We start from the raw sequence: 26359 nt of genomic DNA on the forward strand, positions 1-26359 counted from the left end.
TATATCACTCATTCTACATTTATGGTAATGGTCTTTTTGCCGTATTTCTCTGTCTTGACAGTCAGCCTTATGCATCCTTTCCCTCCTTTCGGTTGAAGAATCGCCAAAGCCCTTCCTTTGTAAGTCATAGGACTTAATGAACGAAAACTTTCCATATCCGTAGGACAAGCATTGCCGGCAGACAAGATTCGTCCTTTTCCACTTATACTCAATTCAACTTTACAATCCTGATCGGAAACAATATTTCCTTCTTTATCAACCAATTCAATCCGGACATAAGAAAGATCATTCTTCGTATCCTGTAAAATAGGCCGATCCGCTTTTACATCTATTTCTACCGGAATTCCAGATGTTGTCAAAGTACACTCTTCTCTTTCAATACCGGCATCTACCCCAACAGCATTTAAGGTTCCCGGAATATATTTCACTTTGAATTGTGCTGAATATTTATCAAGTCCTTCATCAACGATACTCTTTTCCCCTAATAACATATCATTTAAATATAATCGCACCGAGGAATATCGGGAATATACTTTCACATTCATTTCCTTTCCTTCATTTCCTTTCCAGTTCCAACTAGATTCTTCATCCGGCCATCCCCAATAGCTAACTCTTTCCTCTTGTCCTTTCGGAACAGGAAGATGTACAAGCATGGCTATTTTTTTATTTCCCCACAAAACATCGCGTAAAGCCGTCTGTGGTTTCCGATAACCACAAATATCAATATCACCACACCATGCATTAAACCATGGCCAGTCCAAGAATTGTGGTGGATTCTTACTTCCCTTATTCACATTTATAGCATGTCCGATACCGGATTCACCCAAATAATCAATAGCAGTCCATATAAAATCACCAATGATATTAGGATATTTCTCCACCAAATCCCAATTCACCGCCCGCTCCATTGCAGTGGTTTCACTCCCGTATATTATTCGTTCAGGATAACTTTTGGAATCATTTTCATATTCCCACCACATGTAGTTGTAGCCACAGACGTCAAGAGGAGCAAAAGCGTTGAAAGAAGCCTCCCATTTTAAAGTCGGGTTATCCCAATAATCATTTATTGCTGCTGTAACAGGACGTGTAGCATCATATTTCTTCACTATACTTTTCAGTTTCTGAGCAATTTCCACTCCGACTGAATCCGATCGTTCCTGTATTTCATTACCAATACTCCACATAATAACAGACGGATGATTACGGTCACGAAGTATCATAGACGCTAAATCTATTTCACTCCATTCATTGAAAAAACGATGATAATCATTCTTGTTTTTAGGTTTCTGCCATTGGTCAAAAGCCTCATCGATTACTAAAAGTCCCAAACGGTCACAAGCCTCCAAAAACTTTTCTGAAGGCGGATTATGAGCACACCGCACAGCGTTAAATCCATTTGCTTTCAACAATTCTACTTTTCTTTCTTCCGCCCGATCAATAGCTACCGCCCCTAATAATCCATTATCGTGGTGTACACATCCTCCTTTCAATTTAACCGGAACACCATTCAACAGCAAACCTTCTTTTGCAGAAAAAGAAATACTGCGAATTCCGAAAGGGATAGATAATATATCTTTATATATTCCATCTGAAAGCAATTTTATATCAGCAGTGTAAAGAACAGGAGTATCCACTGACCATAATTGTGGTTTATCCACTAAAATTGAATGATATACCGTTGCTGTTCTATTTTCTTTCAATGTACATATTGAGGTGTCTTCACCAACAACTTCCCCTTTATCATTTCTAACAATCACATGAAGAACTGCATCTGTATTTTTATCAGACTGATTAGAAACGTCAACGGCAACATTCACTTTCGCCCTGTTTCCCGAAAGGATTTCAGTCGTAACAAATATTCCCCACTCATGCAAATGTAACCGCCCGGTAGTCACCAACCATACATGGCGATATATGCCGCTCCCCGAATACCAACGGCTATTCTCACCTTCATTCTTAACCTTCACTGCCAGAACATTTTCCTGTCCGGAAGGATTGCAAAATTCTGTAATATCACAATAGAATGAAGTATACCCGTACGGGTGATAAAAGACCTTTTTCCCATTTAACCAGATCTCCGACTCCATGTACACCCCCTCAAAATAGAGCAATTTACGCTCGGATGGCTCTGTTTCGGATATTTTAAATATTTTGCGATACCAGCCAGTTCCACCTTGTGTTTGCCCAACCGCTATCCCTCCTTCACTTTTTACAAAAGGCATTTCTATACTCCAGTCATGCGGTATATCAACAGCTCTCCATTGCACCGTATCTGAATGGAACACGACAGAAACCGGTATATCTCCATAATGAAAACACCAATCATCATCAAACCTCAACTTACGTATCTCATCATCCCGTTGTGCTGAACACGCAACAAGAAAAATCCCACATATCATAGATGTTATAAAATACCTTCCTAATTTCATCGTTCCTCTATTTGACTTTGATAATTATCTCTTTTTGAGGCAAGCCATCCACCCGCACTTTCAAATGAATGTTACCAGCCTTTTTCCCTGATTTTAATATAGCGAGACAATTCCCTCTCCATGCCTTACGGTATGTTGTACGAAAACTTTCCGTACTCATCGGATTTGAGTTGGCAACAGCTATCAATGTACCTTCACCCGAAACATCAAAGTGCACAAGATCATCTGCAACAGGACTGATAGAACCTTCAGCATCAACCAATGCCACAGATATATAACTCAAGTCTTGACCATTAGGCGATAGTACTGATTTATCAGCAGTCAATTGTATATCTACAGGAGAACCTGCTGTTTTTAATATAGAAGTAGTCACTTCTTTACCATCGACATACCCTTTAGCTTCTAATACTCCCTTCTGATAAGGAACTTTCCAGCCTAACTTATTTTTTGTTATGGCAGTATTGTTTTTACATCCGAGTGATTCGCCATTAAAAAAAAGTTCCACTTCTTCACATTGGGTATATACCCACACTGATAGCACTTTACCTTCATATCCCTCAAAATTCCAGGAATCAATTTCATCCGGCCAATCCCATACACTCCAAAGTTCTTTTCTCGGATTCAATGGAAATGAAGGAACAGGCGGAGTTACACTAATATAAGTAATAGGTTTACCGCTCCACAAAGTCTCTCTATAGTATGATTGCGGACGTCTTATACCACACATATCAATATCCCCGCAATAAGCCATATACCATGGATAAAAACTTTGTTTCAGATAATATCCATTCCAGCCAATGCTTGCTTCCCCGATATAATCAAATGAAGTCCATACGAAATCACCGATCATCCAATTATATTTTTCTACAGCTTTCCAATAATCATACGCTTCACTTGAGTATGATTCTGATGCATAGATCAATTGTTCAGGATGGCGTTGATGTCCTGACACATATTCATTCGGAGAATAGTTATAACCCGCAACATCCAAAGTGTTCAGATACGCATCTTTCTTTTCTGATACAGCGTTTACCCCTGCAGTTACAGGGCGTGTATTATCTATAGAGCGCACATAGTCCGCCAACTTTCCGGATAGTAATGCCATTTCTTCTGTCTCATTATGCTTAATTTCATTACCGATACTCCACATGATAACAGAAGGATGATTGCGGTCCCGTAAAATCATTTTCTTTAAGTCTTCCCTCCATAAAGTATCAAAATGTTTTGAATAATCTTCTTTAAAATGTCCATATCTCCAAACATCAAAAGCTTCGTCAATAACCAATATTCCCAAGCGATCACATGCATCCAGTAATGCCGGTGATGGAGGATTATGTGCCATACGGAGAGCATTGAATCCTGCAGCTTTATGCAGTTCCACTTTTCGTTCCTCTGCCCGATCAAACGCCATTGCTCCTAAAGGTCCATTATCGTGATGAATACAACCTCCCTTTAATTTCAATACCTTCCCATTTAGTAGAAACCCTCTTTGCGCATCAAACTGTATGGAGCGTATTCCAAAAGTTTCCTCCGTACAATCCATCCTATCACCGTCTTGTATCACTTCCGTAACAAGAGAATACAAGTTCGGAGAATCTACTGACCACAATAACGGATGCACAACCGTTAAATTCTGTGTTACAGCAACTTTCTCTCTTTTTCTTATTTTACACTCTTTTTCTCCTTGGGCAACAATCTTTTTATCCTTATCTACTATTTTTTGCCTGACAACTGCTTTAGTATCTTTACCTGTATAATTCACCAAAGTTGAAGTTATAACCACATCAGCTTTTTGATCCGAAACAAGCGGAGTCGTAATAACCGTACCATAATTATCAATACACAAAGGAGAAGTGGCAACCAACCATACATGGCGATAAATACCAGATCCTGAATACCAACGAGAAGTCACAGCCTCTGTCTTTACCTGCACCGCCACCAAATTGGTTTCACCCGGCTTTATAAAATCTGTAATATCATATCCAAATGTAGAATATCCATAGTACTGATTACCAACATACTGTTCGTTGACCCAAACATCAACATTCATATAAACACCATCAAAACGGATATAAAATCTTTTTCCGAGTTGGGATTCATCTACAACAAAATGTTTTCTATACCATCCTATTCCTCCTCGTGTAAAGCCGGAAGATACGCCATTGACTACTGTAGAATCAAAAGGAGAAGTAGTACCTGGAATATCCTCAATAGTCCAATCATGAGGTATATCCAATTTTCTCCATTGAGAGTCATCCAACATCTTCTTTTCTCCATCTTCCACATCACCATAATGAAACAACCATTGTTCATCAAATGATACCATACGAGAGATTTCAATTTTCTTATTACACCCTGCCAGTCCTACAGTCAGTAAAAGGAATAATATGACATATTTATATTTCATCTTTGTCGCTTTTAAAGAAGAGTTTATTTAAATCTATTCAATGTAAATTGGAGGATGTATTATTAGCAAAAATGGAAGATGACAAGCTTTTAACACATCCTCTTTTCATTTATCATTTACCACCCCATTCGGCGGCTTGAACCAAAGATTTATTATTATCCAGCTCCCCTTGAGGAATAGGCCATACATGAGATTTTGTCTCACCTATATAGTTGTATTCGGTAAGTTTGTTATACTCTCCCCAACGTCTCAAATCAAAATAACGATGTCCTTCAAATGCCAATTCCACTCTACGTTCGTGCTTAATAACATTAAGAAGTCCTCCTGCATTCGTTATTTCCGCATCCGTTACATGGGGCATTCCAACACTTACACGATCACGAATCTGATTAATTAATCCTTCTATTTCAGTCTTATTTCCACTACTATTTACCATTGCCAATGCTTCAGCACGCATTAAAAGTACATCCGCATAACGTATCACATAATAATCTTGATTATCGGCATTCTTCTCTGTCACTGTATAATCCTGATATTTATTAATATATCCTGTTATTCCGCCATCATCAGCTTTCTTAAAAACAAAATTATATCTCCATCTTGGATCTCTGTTTTCCGCTTCCTTCAATTCATCCGTTGAATATGACGATTCTGCTATCGAGTTTCCATTTATATCATAATATTCATCCATCAAATTTTGGTTAACAACAATAGGAGTAAAGAAATCCTCATTATTACGAGTAGAAAGAAAACCTCTCATTTGATTATCTGTTCCATCTGCAGTTGCACTAAATCTCACCGAAAAAATCACTTCTTTACTTGTGTTACCTGCCTCACTGAATAAAGTTAGGTAATCATTTTCTAACTCATACCCTAAAGTCATTACCTCTTTTGCAGCTTCTGCCGCTTCTGTCCATTTTTCATTATATAAATAAATGCGGCATAACAAAGCCCACGCAGCTCCTTTGGTTGCCCTTCCACGCTCCTCTGCTGCCACTGTGACCGGAAGAACATCCGACTCTGCAACCCTTTTCAGCTCTTGCGTTATAAAATCTACAATATCGGCTTTTGAACTTATAGGTATATATCCTGTTAAAGTAGGTTCTTTAGAAAGAGGCACATCCCGGAATAATGAAGTCAGATAGTTATAATAAAATGCACGCAAAAACTTTGCTTCTCCTAAAATTCGATCCGCATCTGCTTGTGCAATCTTTTCTTCTCCCATCTGGGGGACATAGTAAATTACCTCATTACATCTGGCTATACCCTTATAACATGCTTTCCAAACTACATCTACCAACTCATGAGAAGGTGATTGATTTCCCCAACTTAATGCCATTTCTGCCGGTGACCAAAACCACCATCCACTATTTCCGTCTGTAGTTCCAAACCCGTCCAAAGCTCGCGGATCACAACTATTATAATAATTATAATACAATCCTTGTTGCTGAAGCACATTATAACAGCCTGCCAACATTGCTTCCGCTTCTTCCTTGTTATTCCAATATGTATCTACAGAAACAACGGATGGATTCTCCTGATCTAAAAAGTCTGAGCAAGAAAGCAAAAAAGCACTCAAGCCCAACATGAGTATTGCTAACTGTGTTTTTATCCTTTTCATAATGAAATGCTGTATTAAGATTTATAAATTGATATTTAATCCCACAGAGAATGTTTTTGCATTCGGATACGTGGAGTTACGGCTGTCTGTCGCATATTTTTCCGGATCATAATTATCAACACCAGTAATAGTAAACAGATTTTGAGCAGAAATATAGATTCTCAATCCTTGTACCCTTGCCTTACTTAACCAATTTTTCGGGAAAGAATACCCTAACTCAATATTCTTCATTCTAAGATAAGAAGCATCCTCAATCCAAAAAGAAGAAGGCAAAGAATTATATGCCACATTACCCAGTTTAGGATAAGTACCGGACGGATTTTCCGTTTCATGGAATCTATTCCACATAGCTTCCGTAGCTCCACCGCCCACTGTCGGATAATCCATCATAATACGATCTACTTTACCTACTCCTTGCAAAAATACAGAAAAATCAAAGTTCTTATATCCGGCAGTAAGATTCAAACCATAGGTAATTTTGGGAAATGGATTTCCTATAACTGTACGGTCAAGATCTGTAATTTCACCATCAGGTTTTCCATCCGGACCGCTAATATCCAAAAAACGAACATCACCAATACGAGGATTGCCAAAACCTACCGGGGCACTATCTATTTGTTCTTGCGATGTATATAATCCATCTGTTACATAACCATAATATGCACCAATAGGATGTCCTGCCAGATTAATTGTCCATTCATCAATCCAATCTTCACGTCCGCTGACACTAACTATTTCATTTTTTACCTGACTTATGTTAAAGTTAGCACCAAATGTAAAATCATTCCAACGGTCATTATAACCTAGACTAAGTTCCCATCCTCTGTTTTTTACTTTCGCAGCATTGACATAGGGTGCTTCATCAACACCGATGATTGCACTTATAGGTAACTGGAGTAATATATCTGAAGAGACTTTATTAAAATAGTCAAAAGTCAAATTAAATTTATTATTCAATAGTGCTACATCCAATCCGACATTTGTGGTAGTCGTGGTCTCCCATTTTATATCAGGATTAGCTGCGCTGGCAAGAGCTGCCCCTAAAATTTTATCATCTCCCCACACATAATTATTCTTTCCTAATGTATATGTTTGAGCATACGGATAATAGCCAATATCCTGATTTCCTAATTTACCCCAACTTGCACGTAATTTCAAAGTATTCAGAATATGCTGATCCTGCAAGAAGGCTTCTTCTGCAATATTCCATCCGGCAGATACAGAAGGGAAATAACCTACGCGGTTTTTCTTCGGTATCCTTGACGATTCGTCCCGACGAAGATTAGCCTCCAATAAATAACGACTCTTATAAGCATAATTTATTCTCCCGAAGAAAGAACGTAGTGTAGCTTTCTCCTCGCGTCCATAAGCAGATGTATTTTGTGCCACATCCATGGCATGTACGGTATTCGTTAAAAAGTTTTCACCTTTAGCTTCCGAATATTTATTTCCATTAAACTGAGTAGATTCGCCGACAAGCAGGCCAAACGAATGGTCATCGGCAATACTAAAATTATAAGTGATAACATTCTCATTAATCCATTGCTGTTGCAAAATACGTTGTTCTTCCAATGCCGCGATACCTGTTGTAGTAAAAGTACCATCAGACTTATAATGATTATGTGTAGGTTCAAAAGCCGAATAATTAGAAGAACTATATTGATATGCAAAACTTGACTTTATATGCAGATTTTTGATTGGTTCAATATCTAAAAATACCTTACCATCAAATTTGTATATATTCTGATCGGTAGGGAACGTAGTTTGTTCCAACGGGTTAGTCTGATAACTGGGAAATTGTGGATTTCCATCATATTGCCCCCAATAGCCATTATCATATTTTACAGGAATAGTAGGACGGGTATGATCTACAACTTGATTAAAAATATTCCAAGTACCCCCCAAAGGTTCTGTCACTGTTTGATAACTACCAGCTGCATTCATTCCCAAGGTTATTATATTCAGATATTTGGTATCTGCATTCAATCGGAAATTCACTCTTTCCGTATCTGTCCCTTTCATAATCCCTTGTTGATTCATATATCCGATAGAAGCCATGTATTTTGAATTCTGTCCGCCCCCTGTCATTGACAAATAATGATTCTGTATCAGAGCCGATCTAAAGATTTCTTTCATCCAATTTGTATTAGCGAAATGTTCAGGATCAGAGCCATTCTTCATCTTCTCAATCATGTCAGCTGTATAATTACGCTGGGGAGCATCTCCACCTAACGCATTATTTTCTTCATTAAACAAAGTAGCCCATTTCCAAGAGTCTATATAAGATGGCAGAACAGTAGCCTTCTGTACACCAAATGAACCGCTATAAGAAAGCTTATTATTAGCCTCCGTTCCACGTTTGGTAGTAATTAGAATTACTCCATTCGCAGCTCTTACACCATAAATTGCAGCAGAAGCTGCATCCTTCAACACTGAAATATTATCAATATCATTTGGAGACACACTACTAAGGTTTCCTTCTACTCCATCAATCAAAACGAGCGGATTACTGTTACCGAAGGTACCGATACCTCGAATACGAATCTCAACATCATCCTCCTTTCCCGGTTGAGCAGAAAAACTGCTCACAGTTACTCCGCTTAAGCGTCCTTGAAGTAAACTAGATGTATTCGATACAGGAATATCTTTTATATCATCCACATGCACCGAAGCTACCGCACCTGTTAAATTCGCTTTTTTCTGTACTCCATAAGCTACCACTACTACTTCATCTAAAGCTTCTGATGTTTCATACATTGTCACATCGTATCTTTTTTGATAATTACTAAGTGTTATTTCCGTAGTTTTATATCCTACATAAGAAAAAACAAGTATAGCCTGTTTAGTTTGAGGTATATTCAATTGATATAAACCACTAAGGTCTGTTACAGTTCCATTCGTAGTTCCTTTTAATGAAACTGTGACGCCTGGAAGGACTTCTCCATTAGCATCGGTAACTTTTCCTTCTACTTTGACAGTCTGAGCAACTATAGGAAGGATTCCAAACAAAAGAAGAATAAGAGGTAAATATAGCCTCTTCCATTGTGTCTTTTTCTTGTTCATAGTAACTAATTTTAAGTTGATAATAAATCTATCAATTTTGATATGCACAAAGGTAGGTTTTATGAATATTATAGTATAGCACAAAAATGTCGTTTTATAACAACATAATTAACTAGTTAATAATCAAAGCTATACAAGCAATGGATAAATAGTAAATACTGCAATATATACTTAAATATTTTATATCCACAGTATCACTATTATAGTTTTATTGCGCTAATATAAAGCTCCCCAAAAAAAGAATCAAAAAAAATGCCTATTTTTGTCACCTGAAACCTAAGATAATAAAAGTAATGCGTTATAAATTCATTGCCCCCTCCGTAATTAAGGCAGCTATCCAGTTGCCGGCTTCTAAAAGTATCAGTAATCGTGCATTAATCATCAATGCATTGGGTAAAGGAACGTATGCTCCTGAAAACCTGTCTGATTGTGACGATACACAGGTGATGATAAAGGCTCTCACCGAAGGGAAAGAGACGATTGACATCATGGCTGCGGGCACTGCCATGCGTTTCCTTACCGCCTATTTAAGTGTGACTCCGGGAGAGCGGACCATCACAGGAACAGCACGTATGCAGCAACGTCCGATACAGATATTAGTCAATGCTCTTCGGGAGTTAGGAGCTGAAATAGCGTATACCAACAATGAAGGGTATCCTCCTCTATGTATCAAAGGGGCAGAGCTGAAAGGAAACGAAATAACACTGAAAGGAAATGTCAGTTCCCAATATATATCTGCTTTACTGATGATAGGTCCGGTACTCAAAGACGGTTTGACGTTGCATTTGAGCGGGGAGATTATTTCCTGTCCATATATTAATCTTACATTGCAACTGATGCAGGACTTTGGAGCCAAAGCCGCATGGACTTCTCCAAGCAGTATTTCCGTCGCTCCACAACTCTACCAGAGTATTCCTTTCAAAGTGGAAAGTGACTGGAGTGCGGCTTCCTATTGGTATCAGATTGCTGCCTTGTCTCCCAAAGCAGAAATAGAATTGTTAGGATTGTTCCGTAACAGTTATCAGGGTGATAGTCGGGGAGCAGAAGTTTTCTCACGCCTAGGTATAACTACCGAATTTACATCGCAAGGTGTGAAACTGAAAAAAACAGGCAAAGCACCGGAAAGGCTGGAAGAGGGCTTTGTCGATATTCCGGACTTGGCACAGACGTTTGTCGTTACTTGTGCCTTGCTGAATATTCCTTTCCGTTTCACAGGATTACAAAGTCTGAAAATAAAAGAGACTGACCGTATTGCCGCATTGCGCACAGAGCTTAAAAAGCTGGGATATGTTATCGAAGAAGAAAATGACAGCATATTAATGTGGAATGGTGAACGATGTGAACCGGAGGAAATTCCGGTGATTGACACTTACGAAGATCATCGTATGGCAATGGCATTTGCTCCGGCAGTTATCTGTCATCCTAATTTGCTTATTGCCGATCCGCAGGTGGTCACCAAATCATATCCCGGATATTGGAAAGATTTGAAGCAGGCCGGATTTCAGGTGATAAGCGAAGGGTAATCTTCGGACATTATAGTCTGTCAGCAGGCTAATAAAGGATTATAATTACCCCACTAGTGATTGATACTATCCAAATTGGTTTGTCGTCAATACTTTACTTATTTTCAACTATCCAGTTCTTATCATTCAAGATACTTCTATTACAATCATCTGCTCCCGGATTATCATTAAAAGAAATCCTATATTGGCGGGGAGGAGTCGGATAATAAATGGCAGGGTTTACCACTTGCCCCAAGGAATCAAACAGCGTATTCAGGGCATCCTCATCCAATTGATTCGAGTGACAATAAAGATGTTCTAACAAACTTCCTTGCGGCACCACTAAACGAGTTAGCTGATTATGTTCACAACGCAACTCACTGATATTAGAGCAACCGGATAGATCAAGTTCAGTCAATTTATTATATGAACAACTTAATTCCCTTAAAGAAGGACAACATTTCAATATATCAGTAATTGATTGGAAAGCACATCCTTGTATTAATATCGCAGAAATTGAAGTCTCCTCGTTCAATTCCAGATATGACAATCGTTCATTAGAACTCAAATCAATATTGCGCAATGCCGGTAAGCTTTTAAGGGAAAGGGAAGAAAGATCATTATAAGAACAGTATAAACTTTCCGTTTCCGGATGACTGCCAAACTCTATTGAAGTTAATTTTGGATTAGAATAAACTTGTATAGATCGCAATCGGGAGCAATCCTTAATCTCCAGACGCTCCAAATCTGCGAAGCTACCGATATTAATACTTTCCACATTAGGACAAAAGGTATTCAAGTCCAATTCTCGGGTATCAGAAATACTATTCAAAGCCAGAGATTTCATTCGCGGCATATTTCCCAAATAAAGATTACTCAAAGGAAGAAGCAAACCACTTATATCGATAAACTGCAGCTCTTCAGCCCAAATCTTCACTTCGTATGATCCCTTATTTCCATATCTATATACCATTCCGCCAGTCATTGAAGAAGGGTCTTCTATTTTCTGTATACGACCGTTTCCCCAATCTATCACCATTCGTCCCCCACTTGCTACAATGTCCAATTGCCGCCAGTCTCCTACAACATTTACTGTAAAGCGAATCGTGTTTTCATCTGTCAACGCCGGAAAATCAAAATCATCTCCAAACACTCTGTTGTCTGTATCTTTACAGGCGGCAAGAGTAATGAATAAGATAACCACACACATACTCCGAACGAATAATATACTCTGTCTTTTCATGTTATATTTAAGTTAGTAACATACAAAAGTAAGAAAAGAAATAGATACCATACTCAATAGAATGAAATTTATAAGTAACTTTGCACAAATTTGATTCGTAATTGTTATATTGGTATGTGGATACTCATTATAAGTCTGGTACTGCTGGGGGTTATCGCGCTGATAGCCGGAATCATCCGCAACAAAAGACTACAGAAGAAAATAGAAAAAGGCGAACTGGATCGTATGCCGGAAGTGAAAGAAGTAGATGCGGAATGCTGCGGACAACACGAAGTATGCGAACGGGACAGTCTGTTGGCTGCCGTCAGCAAAAAGATAGAATACTACGATGATGAAGAGTTGGACCAATTCATCGGCAGACCTGGAAATGCATATACGGAAGAAGAGACAGATATGTTTCGGGATGTACTGTATACAACATTGGATATAGAAGTGGCCGGATGGGTACGTAGTCTTCAACTCCGTGGCATCGAACTGCCGGATGACCTCAAAGACGAAGTCTTTCTGATTATCGGAGAAAGAAGAAATGGAAACAATTGAGAGTTGAGAGTTGATAGACGATAGTTCGTTGCTGTGGTCTGATTACGGTCTTTAATTTTTAATCTTTAATTTTTAATTTACTTGGATTTACTACAATATACATTCTTTCAACACGCCTTGTTGGGTAGTCTGCTGGCAAGCATTGCCTGTGGGATTATCGGTACATACATCGTTACCCGCCGCCTGGTATTTATCAGTGGAGGAATCACTCATGCTTCTTTTGGCGGTATTGGGTTAGGATTGTTTGCCGGAATTTCCCCGATACTCTCGGCGGCTGTATTCTCGGTTTTATCAGCCTTCGGTGTGGAGTGGCTTAGCAGACGGAAAGATATGCGCGAGGACTCTGCCATTGCAGTGTTCTGGACGTTGGGAATGGCACTCGGAATCATGTTCAGCTTTTTGTCACCCGGATTTGCACCCGACTTATCAGCTTATCTTTTCGGGAATATCCTGACCATTAATCAAATTGACTTATGGATGCTCGGCATATTGGCACTCATACTGACCGGATTCTTTTATCTGTTTATCCGCCCTATCGTATATATTGCCTTTGACCGTGAATTTGCACGTTCGCAGAAGATTCCGGTAGAAATATTCGAATACGTGTTGATGATGTTCATCGCATTGACTATTGTGGCCTGCCTGCGGATGGTAGGTATTGTGTTAGCCATATCTCTTCTCACCATTCCACAAATGACGGCTAACCTCTTCACTTATAGTTTCAAGAAAATTATCTGGTTATCCATCGGCATCGGTTTCTTGGGATGCTTGGGCGGATTATTTATTTCTTATCATTGGAAAGTCCCCTCGGGAGCTTCAATCATATTCTTCTCTATCCTGATTTATGCTGTCTGCAAAATCGGAAAGAGTTGTTGCAGGAAAAAGTCATCATAATAGATATAGTATATGGAAATCAAAATTCAATCACTGAAAAGTATCCATGAAGCAGCCCGGGAATTCATCGCTGCTATGGGCGACAACACTGTATTTGCTTTATACGGAAAGATGGGTGCCGGTAAAACCACATTTGTGAAAGCACTCTGCGAAGAATTGGGTGTAGCCGATGTTATCAGTTCTCCTACTTTTGCCATTGTCAACGAATACCGCTCGGACGAAACCGGGGAGTTAATCTATCACTTCGATTTCTACCGCATCAAGAAACTAAGTGAAGTGTATGACATGGGATACGAAGATTATTTCTACAGTGGTGCTCTCTGCTTTATCGAATGGCCGGAACTGGTGGAAGAATTACTGCCGGGTGACGCCGTAAAAGTAACGATTGAAGAACTGGAAGACGGAAGTAGAGTGATTAAATTATGACCGGACAATATATCGTACAAGGAATCTTTGCGCTGGCAGGAACTGTCTCCCTGCTGGCGTCATTGCTTAACTGGGACTGGTTCTTTACAACACGTAATGCGCAAACCATTGTCAGAAACGTAGGACGCAACCGGGCACGACTCTTCTATGGGATATTAGGGATTATCATTATCGGCATGGCTATATTCTTTTTTGTAGAAACACGAAAAGCCATGGGATTATAAGCTTTATAAGAAATAAAGAAAAGTCAGACCATTATTGATATTCATATTACAATAATTGCCGTGCTTTCATCTCCAAATATTTATTAATCACATCAATTGAAAGATTTTCCGGTGTGGTCAACAAAGAATAGATCCCGTGCTGCTTCAAAGTAGATACGATGAGCCGTTTCTCGTAAGCAAACTTCTCTGCAATCACATGGCGATAATAGCCTTCCGTATCTTTTGCCGGTTGTGCAATGTATTCCTTCAGATCGGCATCCTCGAAAAAGACCACGAGCAAACGGTGACGGTGATTCAGCTGTTTCAGATAAGCCAACTGGCGATTCATGCTGCCTATACTCGAAAAGTTGGTATAGAGCACTAACAAGCTTCGTTTACTGACGTGTTTGTTCAGATGCACACAAAGAGCCGAGAAATCCGTCTCCCCGAAAGTAGTCTGCTGGCTATACAGATTCTCCAACAACGTTTGCATATATCCCGGCTGCCTGGAAGCAGGGACAAAAGTATCGAAGTGTTCATCAAAGGTCACCAATCCGGCTTTGTCTTCTTTCCGCATGGCAACATACGAAAGCACCAACGAAGCATTAATCGCATAATCCAACAAAGTCATCCCACGAAAAGCCTGCTGCATCACCCGTCCTTTATCTATCACATTGTAAATCTGCTGCGAACGTTCATCCTGATATACATTCACCATAAGCTCATGCCTGCGTGCACTCGCTTTCCAGTTAATCGTACGATAATCGTCTCCCTTTACATACTCTTTGATTTGTTCAAACTCCGTATGATGTCCCACCCTGCGAACACGCTTTATTCCCAACTCGGTCAGATTATCGCTCATCGCCAACAATTCATATTGATGAAGCATCAGATAAGACGGATACACCTTGATATCCAAAGGTTCCGCACAGGTATAACGACGGGAAACCAGCCCAATCCTTCCGGTCACAAAAACTCTGACATACCCGAACGAATAAACACCGCGACGGGTAGGGCGCAGACGGTAAGTTATCGTCTTTCCTTCATTCGCCTGTAACTTCGTACGAAAGTCAACATCACGTTTCTGAAAAACGACAGGAATCTCATCAATAACCTCTAAAGAAACAGGATACGGATAGCTGCTTTCCACACGAATACTTACCTCATTCTCATCACCATTGGAGAAGCGGTCGGCACACTGGCGGAAAACCTGTATTCCCCGAATACGATAAAGAGAATACACATCTGCCGATACCACCAGAAGCAAGACAAAAAGTGTCCACTGCCCGATGACAAAGAACGGAGCAAGAACGTATCCGCTACCCAGCAACAGGATAACTACGATCAGGACAATATAGAAGCGACGAGTTAAAAACATCTATTTCGGGACTTCCACTTTATCAATCAAACGTTGTGTCACTTTCACCGGAGAGTATCCCTCCATTTCAGCTTCCGCAGTCAGGATCAGGCGATGCTGAAGTACATAGGGAGCTACAAACTTGATATCTTCCGGCGTCACAAAATCACGTCCTTGCAAAAGAGCATAGGCCTTTGAAGATTGCAACATCGCTACGGAAGCACGCGGAGAAGCTCCCAGATACACTGCCTTGCTAGTACGAGTCTGCTGCACAATCAACGCAATATATTGAAGTAGCGTACGGTCTACAAACACCCGGCTCATCAAGGCACGAAGAGAAAGAAGTTCTTCTTTAGTAAGTACGGGGGACACATCTTCCAGTTTTACCAATGCCGCATTCGTATGGTGGCGTTCCAGAATGTTCACTTCCTCTTCCAGCGAAGGATAATCCATCGTTATCTTCATCAGAAAACGGTCGAGCTGCGCTTCGGGAAGTTTGTATGTCCCCTCCTGCTCCACCGGGTTCTGAGTAGCCAGAATCGTATAAAGTTCTCCCATCCGGTGAGTGGTCCCGTCGATACTGACCTGGCGTTCTTCCATTACTTCAAACAAGGCAGCCTGTGTCTTCGCAGGAGCACGGTTGATTTCATCTACCAATACGATATCTGCAAAAATCGGTCCCTGATGAAAGTCAAAACCATTGGTTTTCATATTAAACACAGTTGTACCCAGCACATCACTCGGCATTAAATCCGGAGTAAACTGGATACGACTGAAGTCAGCATCAATCAGACGGGCAGTCAAACGAGCCAATAGTGTCTTTGCAACGCCCGGAACACCTTCTATCAATACGTGTCCATTCGCCAGAACAGCCGTCAACACCAAATCGACAGTCTGCTCCTGTCCCACAACGACGGACGCAATCCGCTCTTTCAACTCCTGTATCCTCTCGGAAAAAAGAGTTAAATCTAACCGTTGTTCTGCATTCTCTTCCATAAATTTCTTCTTTAGATATGATTGATTATTTCATTCATTTTATCAATAAACACTTTCATTTGCTCCGCATTAATCCTGCGTCCTCCGTAAATCACCGGCCGCACTTCACGAATAAACTTCGCAATCTCTTCAACCTCCATCCCCGTTTTCCGGGCAATCCGGTGAAAAGAGCGTTCATCATCCGCTACCTCTTCAATGTCTACCTGAATCTCCCTTCTCAACTCTTCGGCAAAATAAGTAAACTTCTTCCGCACCAAGTCGTCATGGTCCTTCTTTTGAAAATACAGTGTACCTATCAGTTCGGTAAATTCGAGAGATCTATTTGCCGGTTCACGTATGACAGGGATAACCCGCTGCCGCCTCTTTGCCGTAAATATCATAAAGAGAAGAATGGCAATCATCGTCAGATACAAAGCCCAGCGAAGCGGTGGCTGCGAAAGGAAATAGCGGAAAGGGGACTTCTGCACTTGTACCGTTTCTTTCATATATCCTTCCGTGCGAAGAACAGGAAGATCTCCCATGTGCGACAGCAAACGGAAGAGATAGGCTCCATTTCCTCCATCCAACATCCCATAGTTTGTAAAAAGCAAAGGAGTGGAAACTAAAATAATCTCTCCTTTACCATGCCGGTAGGACATCGCGACAGGTATACACGAAAGACTATCCGTCACCAAAGAATCCGCTTCGGTCTCATAGCGAAACTCGTTCGAGTCAATCACCCTTTGTGCCAGGACCTCACTCCGGAGCGAATCCATCCAAAAGTAGGACGAGCAGAATTGAGGATAAAAATAAAAAGTCCGGCGTGAATACACTGTAGAATCTCCCACCCAGCATATACTGTCTTTTGCCAACAGAGAAGCGGCATATTTCTTTAAAGCCATCGGACTGAAATAAGAATAGTAAGTTCTGAAATCCAACGTATCTTCCAAATTTGTACCAAATAAGGTACTCACTAACATTATTTTATTGCCCCGATCAGCCATCCGCAGCAAAGCCTTCACGTCCACACTCGACAATATCAAGTCATCAGCTATGGCCAATATACCTTTACACTGCCCTACCGTATCCTCTTGTTCCAACTGATAGAAACTTTTCTTCGACAGCGCATATCCATGCGGCAAGGAAGACGACAACAGGCTATCGAACACCTCACAACCGAAAGGCTGTTTGTCGTAATGACCGAAAGTCGGTTTCCACACAAATTTCTTCGGCAAATGATATTCTACCGCAAACATGACCAACAAAAAGACTACGATAAAGATAATAAACCAACGGCTTCCTTTCACGAGACGCCTCCTTCCTCTATTTCTTCCTGTAAAGCCCGCATTGTACGGAAAAGTTCTTCCGTCGCTTCAAAATTTCCATAGCGCACCTGCAAAAAATGGTTTGTCAGTTGCCGGAAAGCAGGAAGTCGCACTTCATACAGATATTGCGTAGGAGTTTTATAAGGTTGCCATTCTATACGACCTGCATCACTCAACTGCTTCAATGTCTGCAAATAAAGCAACCGCACAGCCTCCCGGTAGTTCCTTTGAGAAAGAGCCTCGTTAATCCCTTCCGGAAAGTCGACTCCGTAAATCGTATCTTCTTCCACCGTATAAGGCAATGTTCTCTTACCGGAGCGCATGAACAGTTCGGGACGTTTCTTATAGACAAACCAACTAACCAAAAGCAGGATAACGACAGCGAAACAAACCAGAATAAGTTCCGAATACTCATCAGCAAAACGACTGCCGAATATTTCACGCAGAAATTCCCCAAACTGTCTATTGATCCATTCGAAGAGATTAATCTCCGGAGCAATCAACTCACGGTTATAGTTATACGCCGGATCAGATTGCCATCGGGCAAGCTGCGCCGTATCACAGACCAACGTATCAGTCGGGGAAGTCAGATTCATTTCTCCTGCGTCCGGTGTTAGAGTTTATCAAAGTTATCTATGTCACTTTCCACCGTTATGCTGTCCACCACCTCAGATGCGTGACCGTACTGATAGACCAGACCGACAACCGTAAATATGGCTGACAAGTAAGAGCCATACAACATCAGGACAGAGAACAGATATTGTGCAAAGTTCAGTCCGACAGAAGCCCCTGCTTCACCACCGTCACTCATGGTAAATACCATTTTCACGATATAGATTATATACCACGGTATGGAAACGATTCCCTGCAACACGCTGGCAATAAGTCCCATCACAATAAGAATCAGGAAAACCCCTCCCCAAGTGGCAAATCCCAACCGGAAGGTCTTCCTGAATGCCTCCATTAACGAAATATCCTCAAACAAATAAATCGGAGCCATCAAGGCAAGAGGTATGGCAAATGCAAACAATAACGGAAGAGTGAGCAGTAACGTAAATGGGGTCAACACTGCCAACAGCACTATAATGATAACGGCAAGCAGAAACAAAAAGCTACAGAACACCCCTATAATGAATAATCTTTTGATATTACGAAGTAATAACGGTTTTATATCGTTAAAGAGAATTCCATTCAGACGTTCTTCCCGTTCAATGTACAACCGGATCATGGCATAAATTAAAGAGGTCAACAACAAGGCTCCCAAAAATGAAAAAAAGACAAGTCCTGCATAATTGAATGCGAACGAAGGTCCGAAAACGGATAACGGATCATCTCCCATTCCACCTGCCGCCTGCATAGCGGTAAGATCCGTCATACCGCCCATCAACCCGCTAAAATTTGCCGCTTGAAGCAAACAGACCGGAAGTATCAGATACGTTGCATACTTCAGCAACTGCTTCCAATTTTCCTTTATAAAATCAAAAGAAGCATTCAGCTTCTCACCGAAAGGACGTTTCACATACATCGCAATCTTAGGTTTCTGTGATTCCATGTTTTTTCTTATTTGGTAAATAAATATAGTAGAAAATAATAAATGCCAGTGAAGTGAGAATTACACCAAGCCTCAACATATCCGGAAGTTCCGTATGGCGGGTTATAAACCCTTCTATAAATCCTGCCATTATAAATACGGGGACAGTGCCTATAACTATTTTCAGCCCGCGCTTTGCTCCCCGACGGAAAGATTCAATCCTCGAATAAGTCCCGGGAAACAGCCATCCGTTACCTAAAGCCAGCCCGGCGGCACCTGCCACAATAATTGCCCAGATTTCGAGCGTACCATGCAGCCAGACGGCAAGGGTAGACTCCCAAAGCAAACCGTGCTGATAAAAGAAAGTCTGAAAGGCTCCTATCATAATCCCATTGGAGAGAAGCATATAGCCTGTACCGAAACTGGTCAGCAGTCCCATTGCAAAGCAGTTGAAAGATACCATAACGTTGTTGAGCGTAATCCCCAGAAACATCGGAACTTCATCCGAACCGTTATAAACCGCCATCGGCTCCCCATTGGCTATATTGTCCAATGTCATGTCCACATAGCCGTTTCCTAGAATCAAGCGGACGAAATCCGGATCGTTCGCAGCAGACAATACTCCAATCAGTGCGCTGGCAACGAAAATAATAAAAGAAACCAGTAACTCGCGACGTGCATCATACATCGTTTGCGGCACTTCCTGCGTCCAAAAAGTGATAATCCGTGTCCACTTCTCGCGTTTGTTCCGATAGATTTCGTTGTGCAACGCCGAAGCCAGATTATTCAGATAAATAGTGATGCGGGAAGTCGGGAAATGTGTCTGGGCGAATGCCAGGTCAGCAGTCAGGTCTGTATACGCATCCGCAAGTCGGTCGGGAGACAAGCCGACAGCCTGCTCCACAATCTTCTCTGTCTCTTTCCATTTTTCAATGTTCCGACGGATAAACGTAACCTCTTTCATGCTTTTCAGTAAATTCCGGATAAGTTTTGTCCGAAACCGGAAGCAAAAGTAAGAGAATTATAATATATTTGCAACGGAATCCTAAAAATGTTTAACCATAAATGGCAGAATCCACGATAATAACCGGACAATTTGTTCGTATCAGCCAAACACCCGCCAGTATCGGTGAACGTCTGATCGCTTTGATCATTGATTATTTTCTGATCGGGCTTTATCTCTATTCTACAATTGCCCTTATTGCAAAGTTACACTTGCCATCGGGATTCAACCTGTTCTTTTTTCTGTTTATCGTTTATCTGCCCATACTCGGCTACTCCTTTCTCTGCGAAATGTTCAATCACGGACAGAGTTTCGGAAAAAGATTGATGAATATCCGTGTGGTAAAGTTGGACGGTTCTACTCCCAGCATTGGTTCTTACCTGCTACGCTGGCTTCTTTTCATAGTTGACGGACCATTGACAAGCGGTTTAGGCATCTTTGTCATCCTGCTGACCAAGAATAGTCAGCGTCTAGGTGATCTCGCTGCCGGAACAATGGTGATTAAAGAAAAGAACTATCGCAAAATACACGTCAGTCTTGACGAATTTGACTATCTGATGAAGAATTACCGTCCGGTCTACCCTCAATCCGCCGACTTATCATTGGAACAGGTAAATGTGATTACCCGTACACTGGAGTCCGGAGAAAAAGACCGCATACGGCGCATCTCAGCGCTTGCCAAAAAGGTACAGTCACTTCTTTCCATCACTCCGCAGGATGGTAATCAGGAAAAATTTCTCCAGACGGTATTAAGAGATTATCAATATTATGCGTTAGAAGAAATATAGGAAGTTTGTCCGACGCCCCTACATATTTACAGCTTAACAACCAGATATACAGTTCCTTTGTTCGTATACCAAGAAGAGACACGTTTCGCACGATTGGATACCTTTTTGAAGAAGAACTTCTTCATCACCCGCAGAGAATACAGTCAAATAACGGGGTTATTGAAAGGAAAAGCACTGCGTGAGCTCAATCTCATGGTCGAAAATGGCATTCTTAAGACACGGGGAACCGGGAATCGGATAGTATACTTAAAGGCTGATAATCAAGAAAATAACCTATAAATCAGTAATAATTAAGGTGATAATAGAAAATACGTTTTCTTCTATTATCACCTTATTATCACCCGCTATTGTCACCTAATTTCACCTGGCTATCAATAGATTAAGCCAGAAAAGTGACAAGTGACAATTAAAAGAGGGGTTTATCTTACAGTGAGACCGGACACCGTTTAGTCCACCTGTCCCAGAGAATTTCCGTATTCCATTTCTCCTTGAACCACAAAGAGAACTTCTTCCGGATCGTATTCTCCCATTTCATCCTTTTTGGCTTCTTTCACAATGTAAGCCACAACCTCTTCCAGATCAATATCAACATATCCATCCGCATCGGGCTGAGCATCAAGGATTCCACTTTCAGAGTAATACTCGTCAATCAAATCGAGGAAATAATACAACTCGTCATCCGAGAATTTCTCCTTCAGTTCTTGAGGCAGATAGTTTTTGATAAACTCGATGGTCTTTTCGTCATCGGCATCTGCTAATAAAAAATCTTCTTCCAGTCCCATGATAATTTAAGTATTAAGTGATAGATATTAAGTAGGCTGCTTATAACAGCTTCTTTACTTTCTCTACAAATACAGGTTTGCCGACAGCGCCTACTTGCTTGTCTACAATCTCACCATTCTTGAAAAACAATACGGTAGGGATATTACGGATACCATATTCAGCAGGCAAATCGCTATTTTCATCCACATCACACTTGCCGATGATTACCTGTCCTTCAAACTCTGCCGCCAATTCTTCAATAATAGGAGCTACCATTTTGCAAGGGCCACACCAAGGAGCCCAAAAATCTACCACAACCGGTTTTCCTTCTGCAAGGATCTCCTTATAGTTGCTGTCTGTAATTTCTAAAGCCATTTTCTTTAAAATATTAAGTATTAATTATTAAATAGTATTTCACTTGCTATTACCGCCACAAATATAATCAATTTATACGGAACCCCAATTCCGGACGGTCTTTTAAATAGGTTATTAATTCACGGCCCACCGAAAGCTTGACCGGACGGGAAATTAAGTCGACCGCCATACGGTTTACATCAATATCATCCGTCACCCTAAAATAGAGTTCCGTATTTCCCGGATGTTCTTTTGTCAATGTTGCAAGTTCCGTGATTAAAGCGGAGTTCAACACGGACAACGGGATAATAATGGTTATCTTCTGCACCAACTCTTCTTTTACATCCGGCAGCAGTTCCATAGAAGTAATCTTCACTTCCAGTTCATCCTGCCGCCATTGCTTGGGTTGGCAACGGGCTTTGATAAACAAAAAAGTACCCTCGTTGAGGTATCCTTGATAAGTCACCCAGTCATTTCCCCAGAATGGTATTTCGGTAGAACCGGAATAATCTTCTATCTTGGCGATACCATACGGATTTCCGTTCTTGCTGATTCCACGACGGACACTGGTCACAATACCTCCCATCGTTATTTCGCGACCGGCAAGGGCTGCTTTATCTTCCAAATCAGCCATACGTGTGTTGCAGACGTGTTCCAATACAATGGAGAATTCATCCAACGGATGAGCGGAAAGGTAGATACCGACCAAATCACGCTCACGGTTCAAACGGTCGAGATCACTCCAACGCTCTACTCCCTGAGGAATCTCAGGAGTTGCCACATCAATTACGTTTTCGCCACCAAACAGAGAATTGACAGCAGCAGCTTTATCAGCCTGATAACGGTTACCATAACGCATCAAAGTTTCCAGGAAAACTTCTCCTTTGGAGTTGACAGCAAAGTACTGTTCACGTTTCAATTCCGGAAAACTGTCAAAGCCACCGGCCAATGCGAGGCATTCCATGTTCTTCTTATTGCAGGCATTCAGATTGACACGTTGCACAAAGTCGAAAATTCCGGTAAAAGGACCGTTCTTTTCACGTTCCTCCATGATACTCTGCACGGCAGCCTCGCCTACTCCTTTTACGGCTCCAAGCCCGAAACGGATATTACCGTCACGATTTACAGTAAACTTCAAGTTACTCTCATTGACATCCGGTCCCAAAGTCTGAATACCCATCGCCTTACATTCATCCATCAGCTTCGTGATATCCGTAATGTTCGACAAACTTCGGCTCATCACAGCCGCCATATATTCGGAAGGATAATTCGCTTTCAGATAGGCAGTCTGATAAGCCACCCATGAATAACAAGTAGCATGAGACTTGTTGAAAGCATACGATGCAAACTTTTCCCAGTCCGTCCAAATCTTTTCGAGAACTTTCGGGTCGTGTCCGTTCTTACGTCCACCCTCGATAAATTTAGGCTTCATGTGATCCAGCTTGTCACGCAGCTTCTTACCCATTGCCTTACGAAGAGCATCGGACTCGCCACGTGTAAAGTCCGCCAACAAACGTGACAGGAGCATCACCTGTTCCTGATAAACCGTAATCCCGTATGTATCCTTCAAGTACTTTTCCATTACCGGAATATCATACTCAATCGGCTTACGTCCATGTTTACGATCGATAAAATCGGGGATATAATCCATCGGTCCCGGACGGTAGAGGGCGTTCATGGCAATCAAATCTTCGAATGTAGAAGGCTGCAATTCACGCAGATACTTCTGCATACCGGCAGATTCAAACTGGAATGTACCGATCGTACGGCCGTCACTGTATAATTTATAAGTAGCCGGATCGTTAATATCAATCTGATCCACATCCACTTCAATGGCACGGCTCAGACGGATATTCTCAACGGCTTCTTTAATGATAGACAATGTCTTCAAGCCAAGAAAGTCCATCTTAATCAGTCCGGTATCTTCAATCACCGAACCTTCATACTGGGTGACAAGCATTTTCTCACCCGTTTCTTTATCATCGGCAGTACTGACAGGCACCCAATCGGTGATATCATCACGGCAGATAATCGTACCGCAAGCGTGCACACCCGTACCACGTACATTGCCTTCAAGCATTTTGGCATATTTCAGCGTATCACGCACCAACGGATCCGATGAAGCTTCGGCAGCTTGTAATTCGGGCACGTATGCAATCGCATTCGGCAAGTTCAATTTCTTATCCGGAATTTTATCCGGCACCAGTTTAGCCAAGCGGTCGGATTCCGAAAGAGGAAGTTTCTGCACACGGGCAACGTCCTTGATAGCCAGCTTTGTAGCCATCGTACCATAGGTAATGATGTGCGCCACCTTTTCCTGACCATATTTATTCGTCACCCAGCGAAGTACCTCACCACGACCGTCATCATCAAAGTCCACATCAATATCAGGCAAAGAGATACGGTCCGGATTCAGGAAACGTTCAAACAGCAAATCGTATTGGATAGGGTCGATTTTCGTAATTCCCAGACAGTACGCCACAGCCGAACCGGCAGCCGATCCACGTCCCGGACCTACGGATACACCCAGCTCCTTGCGGGCAGCATTGATAAAGTCTTGCACAATCAAGAAGTATCCGGGGAAACCCATAGTCTTCATGATATATAGCTCAAAATTCATGCGTTCCTTCACTTCTTCCGACAAAGGCTCGCCATATATCCGTTTCGCACCGTCGAAAGCCAACTTAGCCAAATAGTCTCCTTCGAGCTTGATACGATAGAGTTTATCATAACCACCCAGACGCTTTATTTTAGCCTTCGCATCCTCTTCACTCAACACCACATTGCCATGCTCATCTTGCGTAAACTCGTCGAACAAGTCTTTCTCCGTAAATTTCGCTCTGTATTCCTCTTCCGTTCCAAAGTCCTCAGGAATAGCGAAAGTAGGCATAATAGGGGCATGGTCGATGGAATAATATTCTACTTTATCGAGAATTTCCAATGTATTGCTCAAAGCTTCGGGTACGTCCGCAAAGAGTTCATTCATCTCTTCACGTGTTTTCATCCACTCTTGTTTGGTATAAAGCATACGGGTAGGGTCATCCAAATCCTTGCCGGTACTCAAACAGATCAGACGGTCGTGCGCTTCCGCATTTTCCTCGTCCACAAAATGAACGTCGTTCGTACAAATCAATTTTATGTTGTACTTTTGGGCATACTCCATCAGGTATTTATTCACTTTTACCTGCATCGGATAACACTCGTGATTGGCACGGGGAACAGTCGCTTTATGGCGTTGCATCTCCAGATAAAAGTCATCTCCGAATAAGTTCTTATACCACTGTATGGCTTCCTCCGCTTCCGCAAACTGATCATTGGTAATCCGTTTCGGTATCTCTCCACCGAGGCAAGCCGAACAGACAATCAGACCTTCATGATACTTTTCCAATTCGCTGCGGTCGGTACGCGGACGCATATAGTATCCGCGCGTCCATGCGTGCGATACTAATTTAATAAGGTTATGGTATCCCTTTTCATTTTTAGCCAATACAATCAGGTGATAACCGCTCTGGTCGAGTTTACCTTCTCTTAAGTCCATCGTACGGCGTGCCACATACATCTCACAACCGATGATGGGTTTGAACAGTTTGTTTTCCGCTTCTACTATTTTGGCTTTACAATCGGCAATCTCAGCTTCTTTGTCCTCACACTCTATGGTTCCGGCTTCTATACCCGCAATTCGTTTTTTCAGGTCTTTGACCTCTCCTTTGGGACCGCTATTCTTTTTATTAACGTAGTTCGTAAATTCTTTAATACCGAACATATTTCCATGATCGGTCACGGCAATACCCTTCATTCCATTCTTCATCGCTTTGTCAACCAGACGAGCCACGCTAGCCTGACCGTCCAAAAGAGAATATTGGGTATGGACATGTAAATGAACGAAATCCTGCATAATGATAAGTAGTTAATTTGAAGGCATAAAATTACTATCTC

20 protein-coding genes are annotated in these 26359 nt (G+C 41.4%); 6 read left to right on the top strand and 14 right to left on the bottom strand.

Features of this window, described 5'->3' with window-relative positions; genetic code table 11:
- Positions 1–8: 8 nt before the first annotated feature.
- From ACNOGP_RS00180 to ACNOGP_RS00195, 4 genes are all read right to left on the bottom strand, one after another.
- Positions 9–2399, bottom strand: coding sequence for a glycoside hydrolase family 2 TIM barrel-domain containing protein (locus tag ACNOGP_RS00180; RefSeq protein ID WP_418213764.1), 2391 nt, complete (start codon positions 2397–2399; stop codon positions 9–11).
- Positions 2400–2436: 37 nt separating this feature from the next.
- Complete coding sequence (locus ACNOGP_RS00185; protein WP_418213765.1) at positions 2437–4836, bottom strand: sugar-binding domain-containing protein; 2400 nt, start codon at positions 4834–4836, stop codon at positions 2437–2439.
- A gap of 112 nt (positions 4837–4948) precedes the next feature.
- Positions 4949–6457 (bottom strand): RagB/SusD family nutrient uptake outer membrane protein, encoded by a 1509-nt coding sequence (locus tag ACNOGP_RS00190; RefSeq protein WP_418213766.1) that lies wholly within the window; start codon positions 6455–6457, stop codon positions 4949–4951.
- A gap of 21 nt (positions 6458–6478) precedes the next feature.
- Positions 6479–9520, bottom strand: coding sequence for a SusC/RagA family TonB-linked outer membrane protein (locus tag ACNOGP_RS00195; RefSeq protein ID WP_418213767.1), 3042 nt, complete (start codon positions 9518–9520; stop codon positions 6479–6481).
- Between the two features lie 293 nt (positions 9521–9813).
- Between ACNOGP_RS00195 and ACNOGP_RS00200 the strand changes: the two genes are divergently transcribed.
- Positions 9814–11043: a 3-phosphoshikimate 1-carboxyvinyltransferase gene (locus ACNOGP_RS00200; RefSeq protein ID WP_418213768.1), complete on the top strand. Its 1230-nt coding sequence runs from the start codon at positions 9814–9816 to the stop codon at positions 11041–11043.
- Positions 11044–11137: 94 nt separating this feature from the next.
- Here the strand turns inward: ACNOGP_RS00200 and ACNOGP_RS00205 are convergent, their stop codons facing one another.
- Complete coding sequence (locus ACNOGP_RS00205) at positions 11138–12265, bottom strand: leucine-rich repeat domain-containing protein (protein WP_418213769.1); 1128 nt, start codon at positions 12263–12265, stop codon at positions 11138–11140.
- A gap of 114 nt (positions 12266–12379) precedes the next feature.
- Between ACNOGP_RS00205 and ACNOGP_RS00210 the strand changes: the two genes are divergently transcribed.
- From ACNOGP_RS00210 to ACNOGP_RS00225, 4 genes are all read left to right on the top strand, one after another.
- Entirely contained in the window at positions 12380–12805 is a 426-nt protein-coding gene (locus tag ACNOGP_RS00210) for a phospholipase (protein WP_418213770.1), read from the top strand.
- Positions 12806–12886: 81 nt separating this feature from the next.
- Entirely contained in the window at positions 12887–13699 is an 813-nt protein-coding gene (locus ACNOGP_RS00215) for a metal ABC transporter permease (RefSeq protein ID WP_007757858.1), read from the top strand.
- Positions 13700–13711: 12 nt separating this feature from the next.
- A complete protein-coding gene (gene tsaE / locus ACNOGP_RS00220) occupies positions 13712–14125 on the top strand; it encodes a tRNA (adenosine(37)-N6)-threonylcarbamoyltransferase complex ATPase subunit type 1 TsaE (RefSeq protein WP_418213771.1) in 414 nt (137 codons plus the stop codon).
- Positions 14122–14349: an immunity 17 family protein gene (locus tag ACNOGP_RS00225; RefSeq protein WP_195630115.1), complete on the top strand. Its 228-nt coding sequence runs from the start codon at positions 14122–14124 to the stop codon at positions 14347–14349. The genes tsaE and ACNOGP_RS00225 overlap by 4 nt, the downstream gene beginning before the upstream one ends.
- Before the next feature lie 46 nt (positions 14350–14395).
- On the opposite strand, the gene ACNOGP_RS00230 is transcribed toward ACNOGP_RS00225, so the two are convergent.
- Genes ACNOGP_RS00230 through ACNOGP_RS00255 form a run of 6 tightly spaced genes read right to left on the bottom strand, consistent with a single transcriptional unit; the run spans position 14396 to position 20480 of the window.
- The gene (locus ACNOGP_RS00230) at positions 14396–15706 is read right to left on the bottom strand and encodes a DUF58 domain-containing protein (RefSeq protein WP_418213772.1); all 1311 of its coding nucleotides are present in this window, start codon (positions 15704–15706) and stop codon (positions 14396–14398) included.
- Entirely contained in the window at positions 15707–16681 is a 975-nt protein-coding gene (locus ACNOGP_RS00235) for an AAA family ATPase (RefSeq protein WP_418213773.1), read from the bottom strand. It abuts the gene before it with no gap.
- Between the two features lie 11 nt (positions 16682–16692).
- Complete coding sequence (locus tag ACNOGP_RS00240) at positions 16693–17967, bottom strand: DUF4350 domain-containing protein (protein ID WP_143865230.1); 1275 nt, start codon at positions 17965–17967, stop codon at positions 16693–16695.
- Positions 17964–18581 (bottom strand): DUF4129 domain-containing protein, encoded by a 618-nt coding sequence (locus ACNOGP_RS00245; RefSeq protein WP_418213774.1) that lies wholly within the window; start codon positions 18579–18581, stop codon positions 17964–17966. Before ACNOGP_RS00245 ends, ACNOGP_RS00240 begins: the two co-directional genes overlap by 4 nt.
- Positions 18582–18598: 17 nt before the next feature.
- The gene (locus tag ACNOGP_RS00250) at positions 18599–19537 is read right to left on the bottom strand and encodes a hypothetical protein (RefSeq protein WP_418213775.1); all 939 of its coding nucleotides are present in this window, start codon (positions 19535–19537) and stop codon (positions 18599–18601) included.
- Positions 19518–20480, bottom strand: a complete 963-nt coding sequence (locus ACNOGP_RS00255) for a stage II sporulation protein M (protein WP_007767105.1) — start codon at positions 20478–20480, stop codon at positions 19518–19520. The genes ACNOGP_RS00250 and ACNOGP_RS00255 overlap by 20 nt, the downstream gene beginning before the upstream one ends.
- Before the next feature lie 101 nt (positions 20481–20581).
- On the opposite strand from ACNOGP_RS00255, the gene ACNOGP_RS00260 reads away from it, so the two are divergent.
- On the top strand, positions 20582–21307 hold the full coding sequence (locus ACNOGP_RS00260; protein ID WP_186967478.1) for an RDD family protein: 726 nt from the start codon (positions 20582–20584) through the stop codon (positions 21305–21307).
- 446 nt (positions 21308–21753) lie between these two features.
- On the opposite strand, the gene ACNOGP_RS00265 is transcribed toward ACNOGP_RS00260, so the two are convergent.
- From ACNOGP_RS00265 to dnaE, 3 genes are read right to left on the bottom strand one after another with little or no spacing between them, the layout of a single operon-like run.
- Entirely contained in the window at positions 21754–22089 is a 336-nt protein-coding gene (locus ACNOGP_RS00265; protein ID WP_007767155.1) for a hypothetical protein, read from the bottom strand.
- A gap of 40 nt (positions 22090–22129) precedes the next feature.
- Positions 22130–22456 carry a thioredoxin gene (gene trxA, locus ACNOGP_RS00270; protein WP_394368267.1) on the bottom strand — a complete coding sequence of 109 codons (327 nt, stop codon included), beginning with the start codon at positions 22454–22456 and terminating at the stop codon, positions 22130–22132.
- 55 nt (positions 22457–22511) lie between these two features.
- Entirely contained in the window at positions 22512–26318 is a 3807-nt protein-coding gene (gene dnaE / locus ACNOGP_RS00275) for a DNA polymerase III subunit alpha (RefSeq protein WP_272720395.1), read from the bottom strand.
- Positions 26319–26359: the final 41 nt, after the last annotated feature.

Origin of the sequence: Bacteroides difficilis (assembly GCF_048319815.1) — a bacterium.
Taxonomy (GTDB): Bacteria; Bacteroidota; Bacteroidia; order Bacteroidales; family Bacteroidaceae; genus Bacteroides; species Bacteroides zhangwenhongii.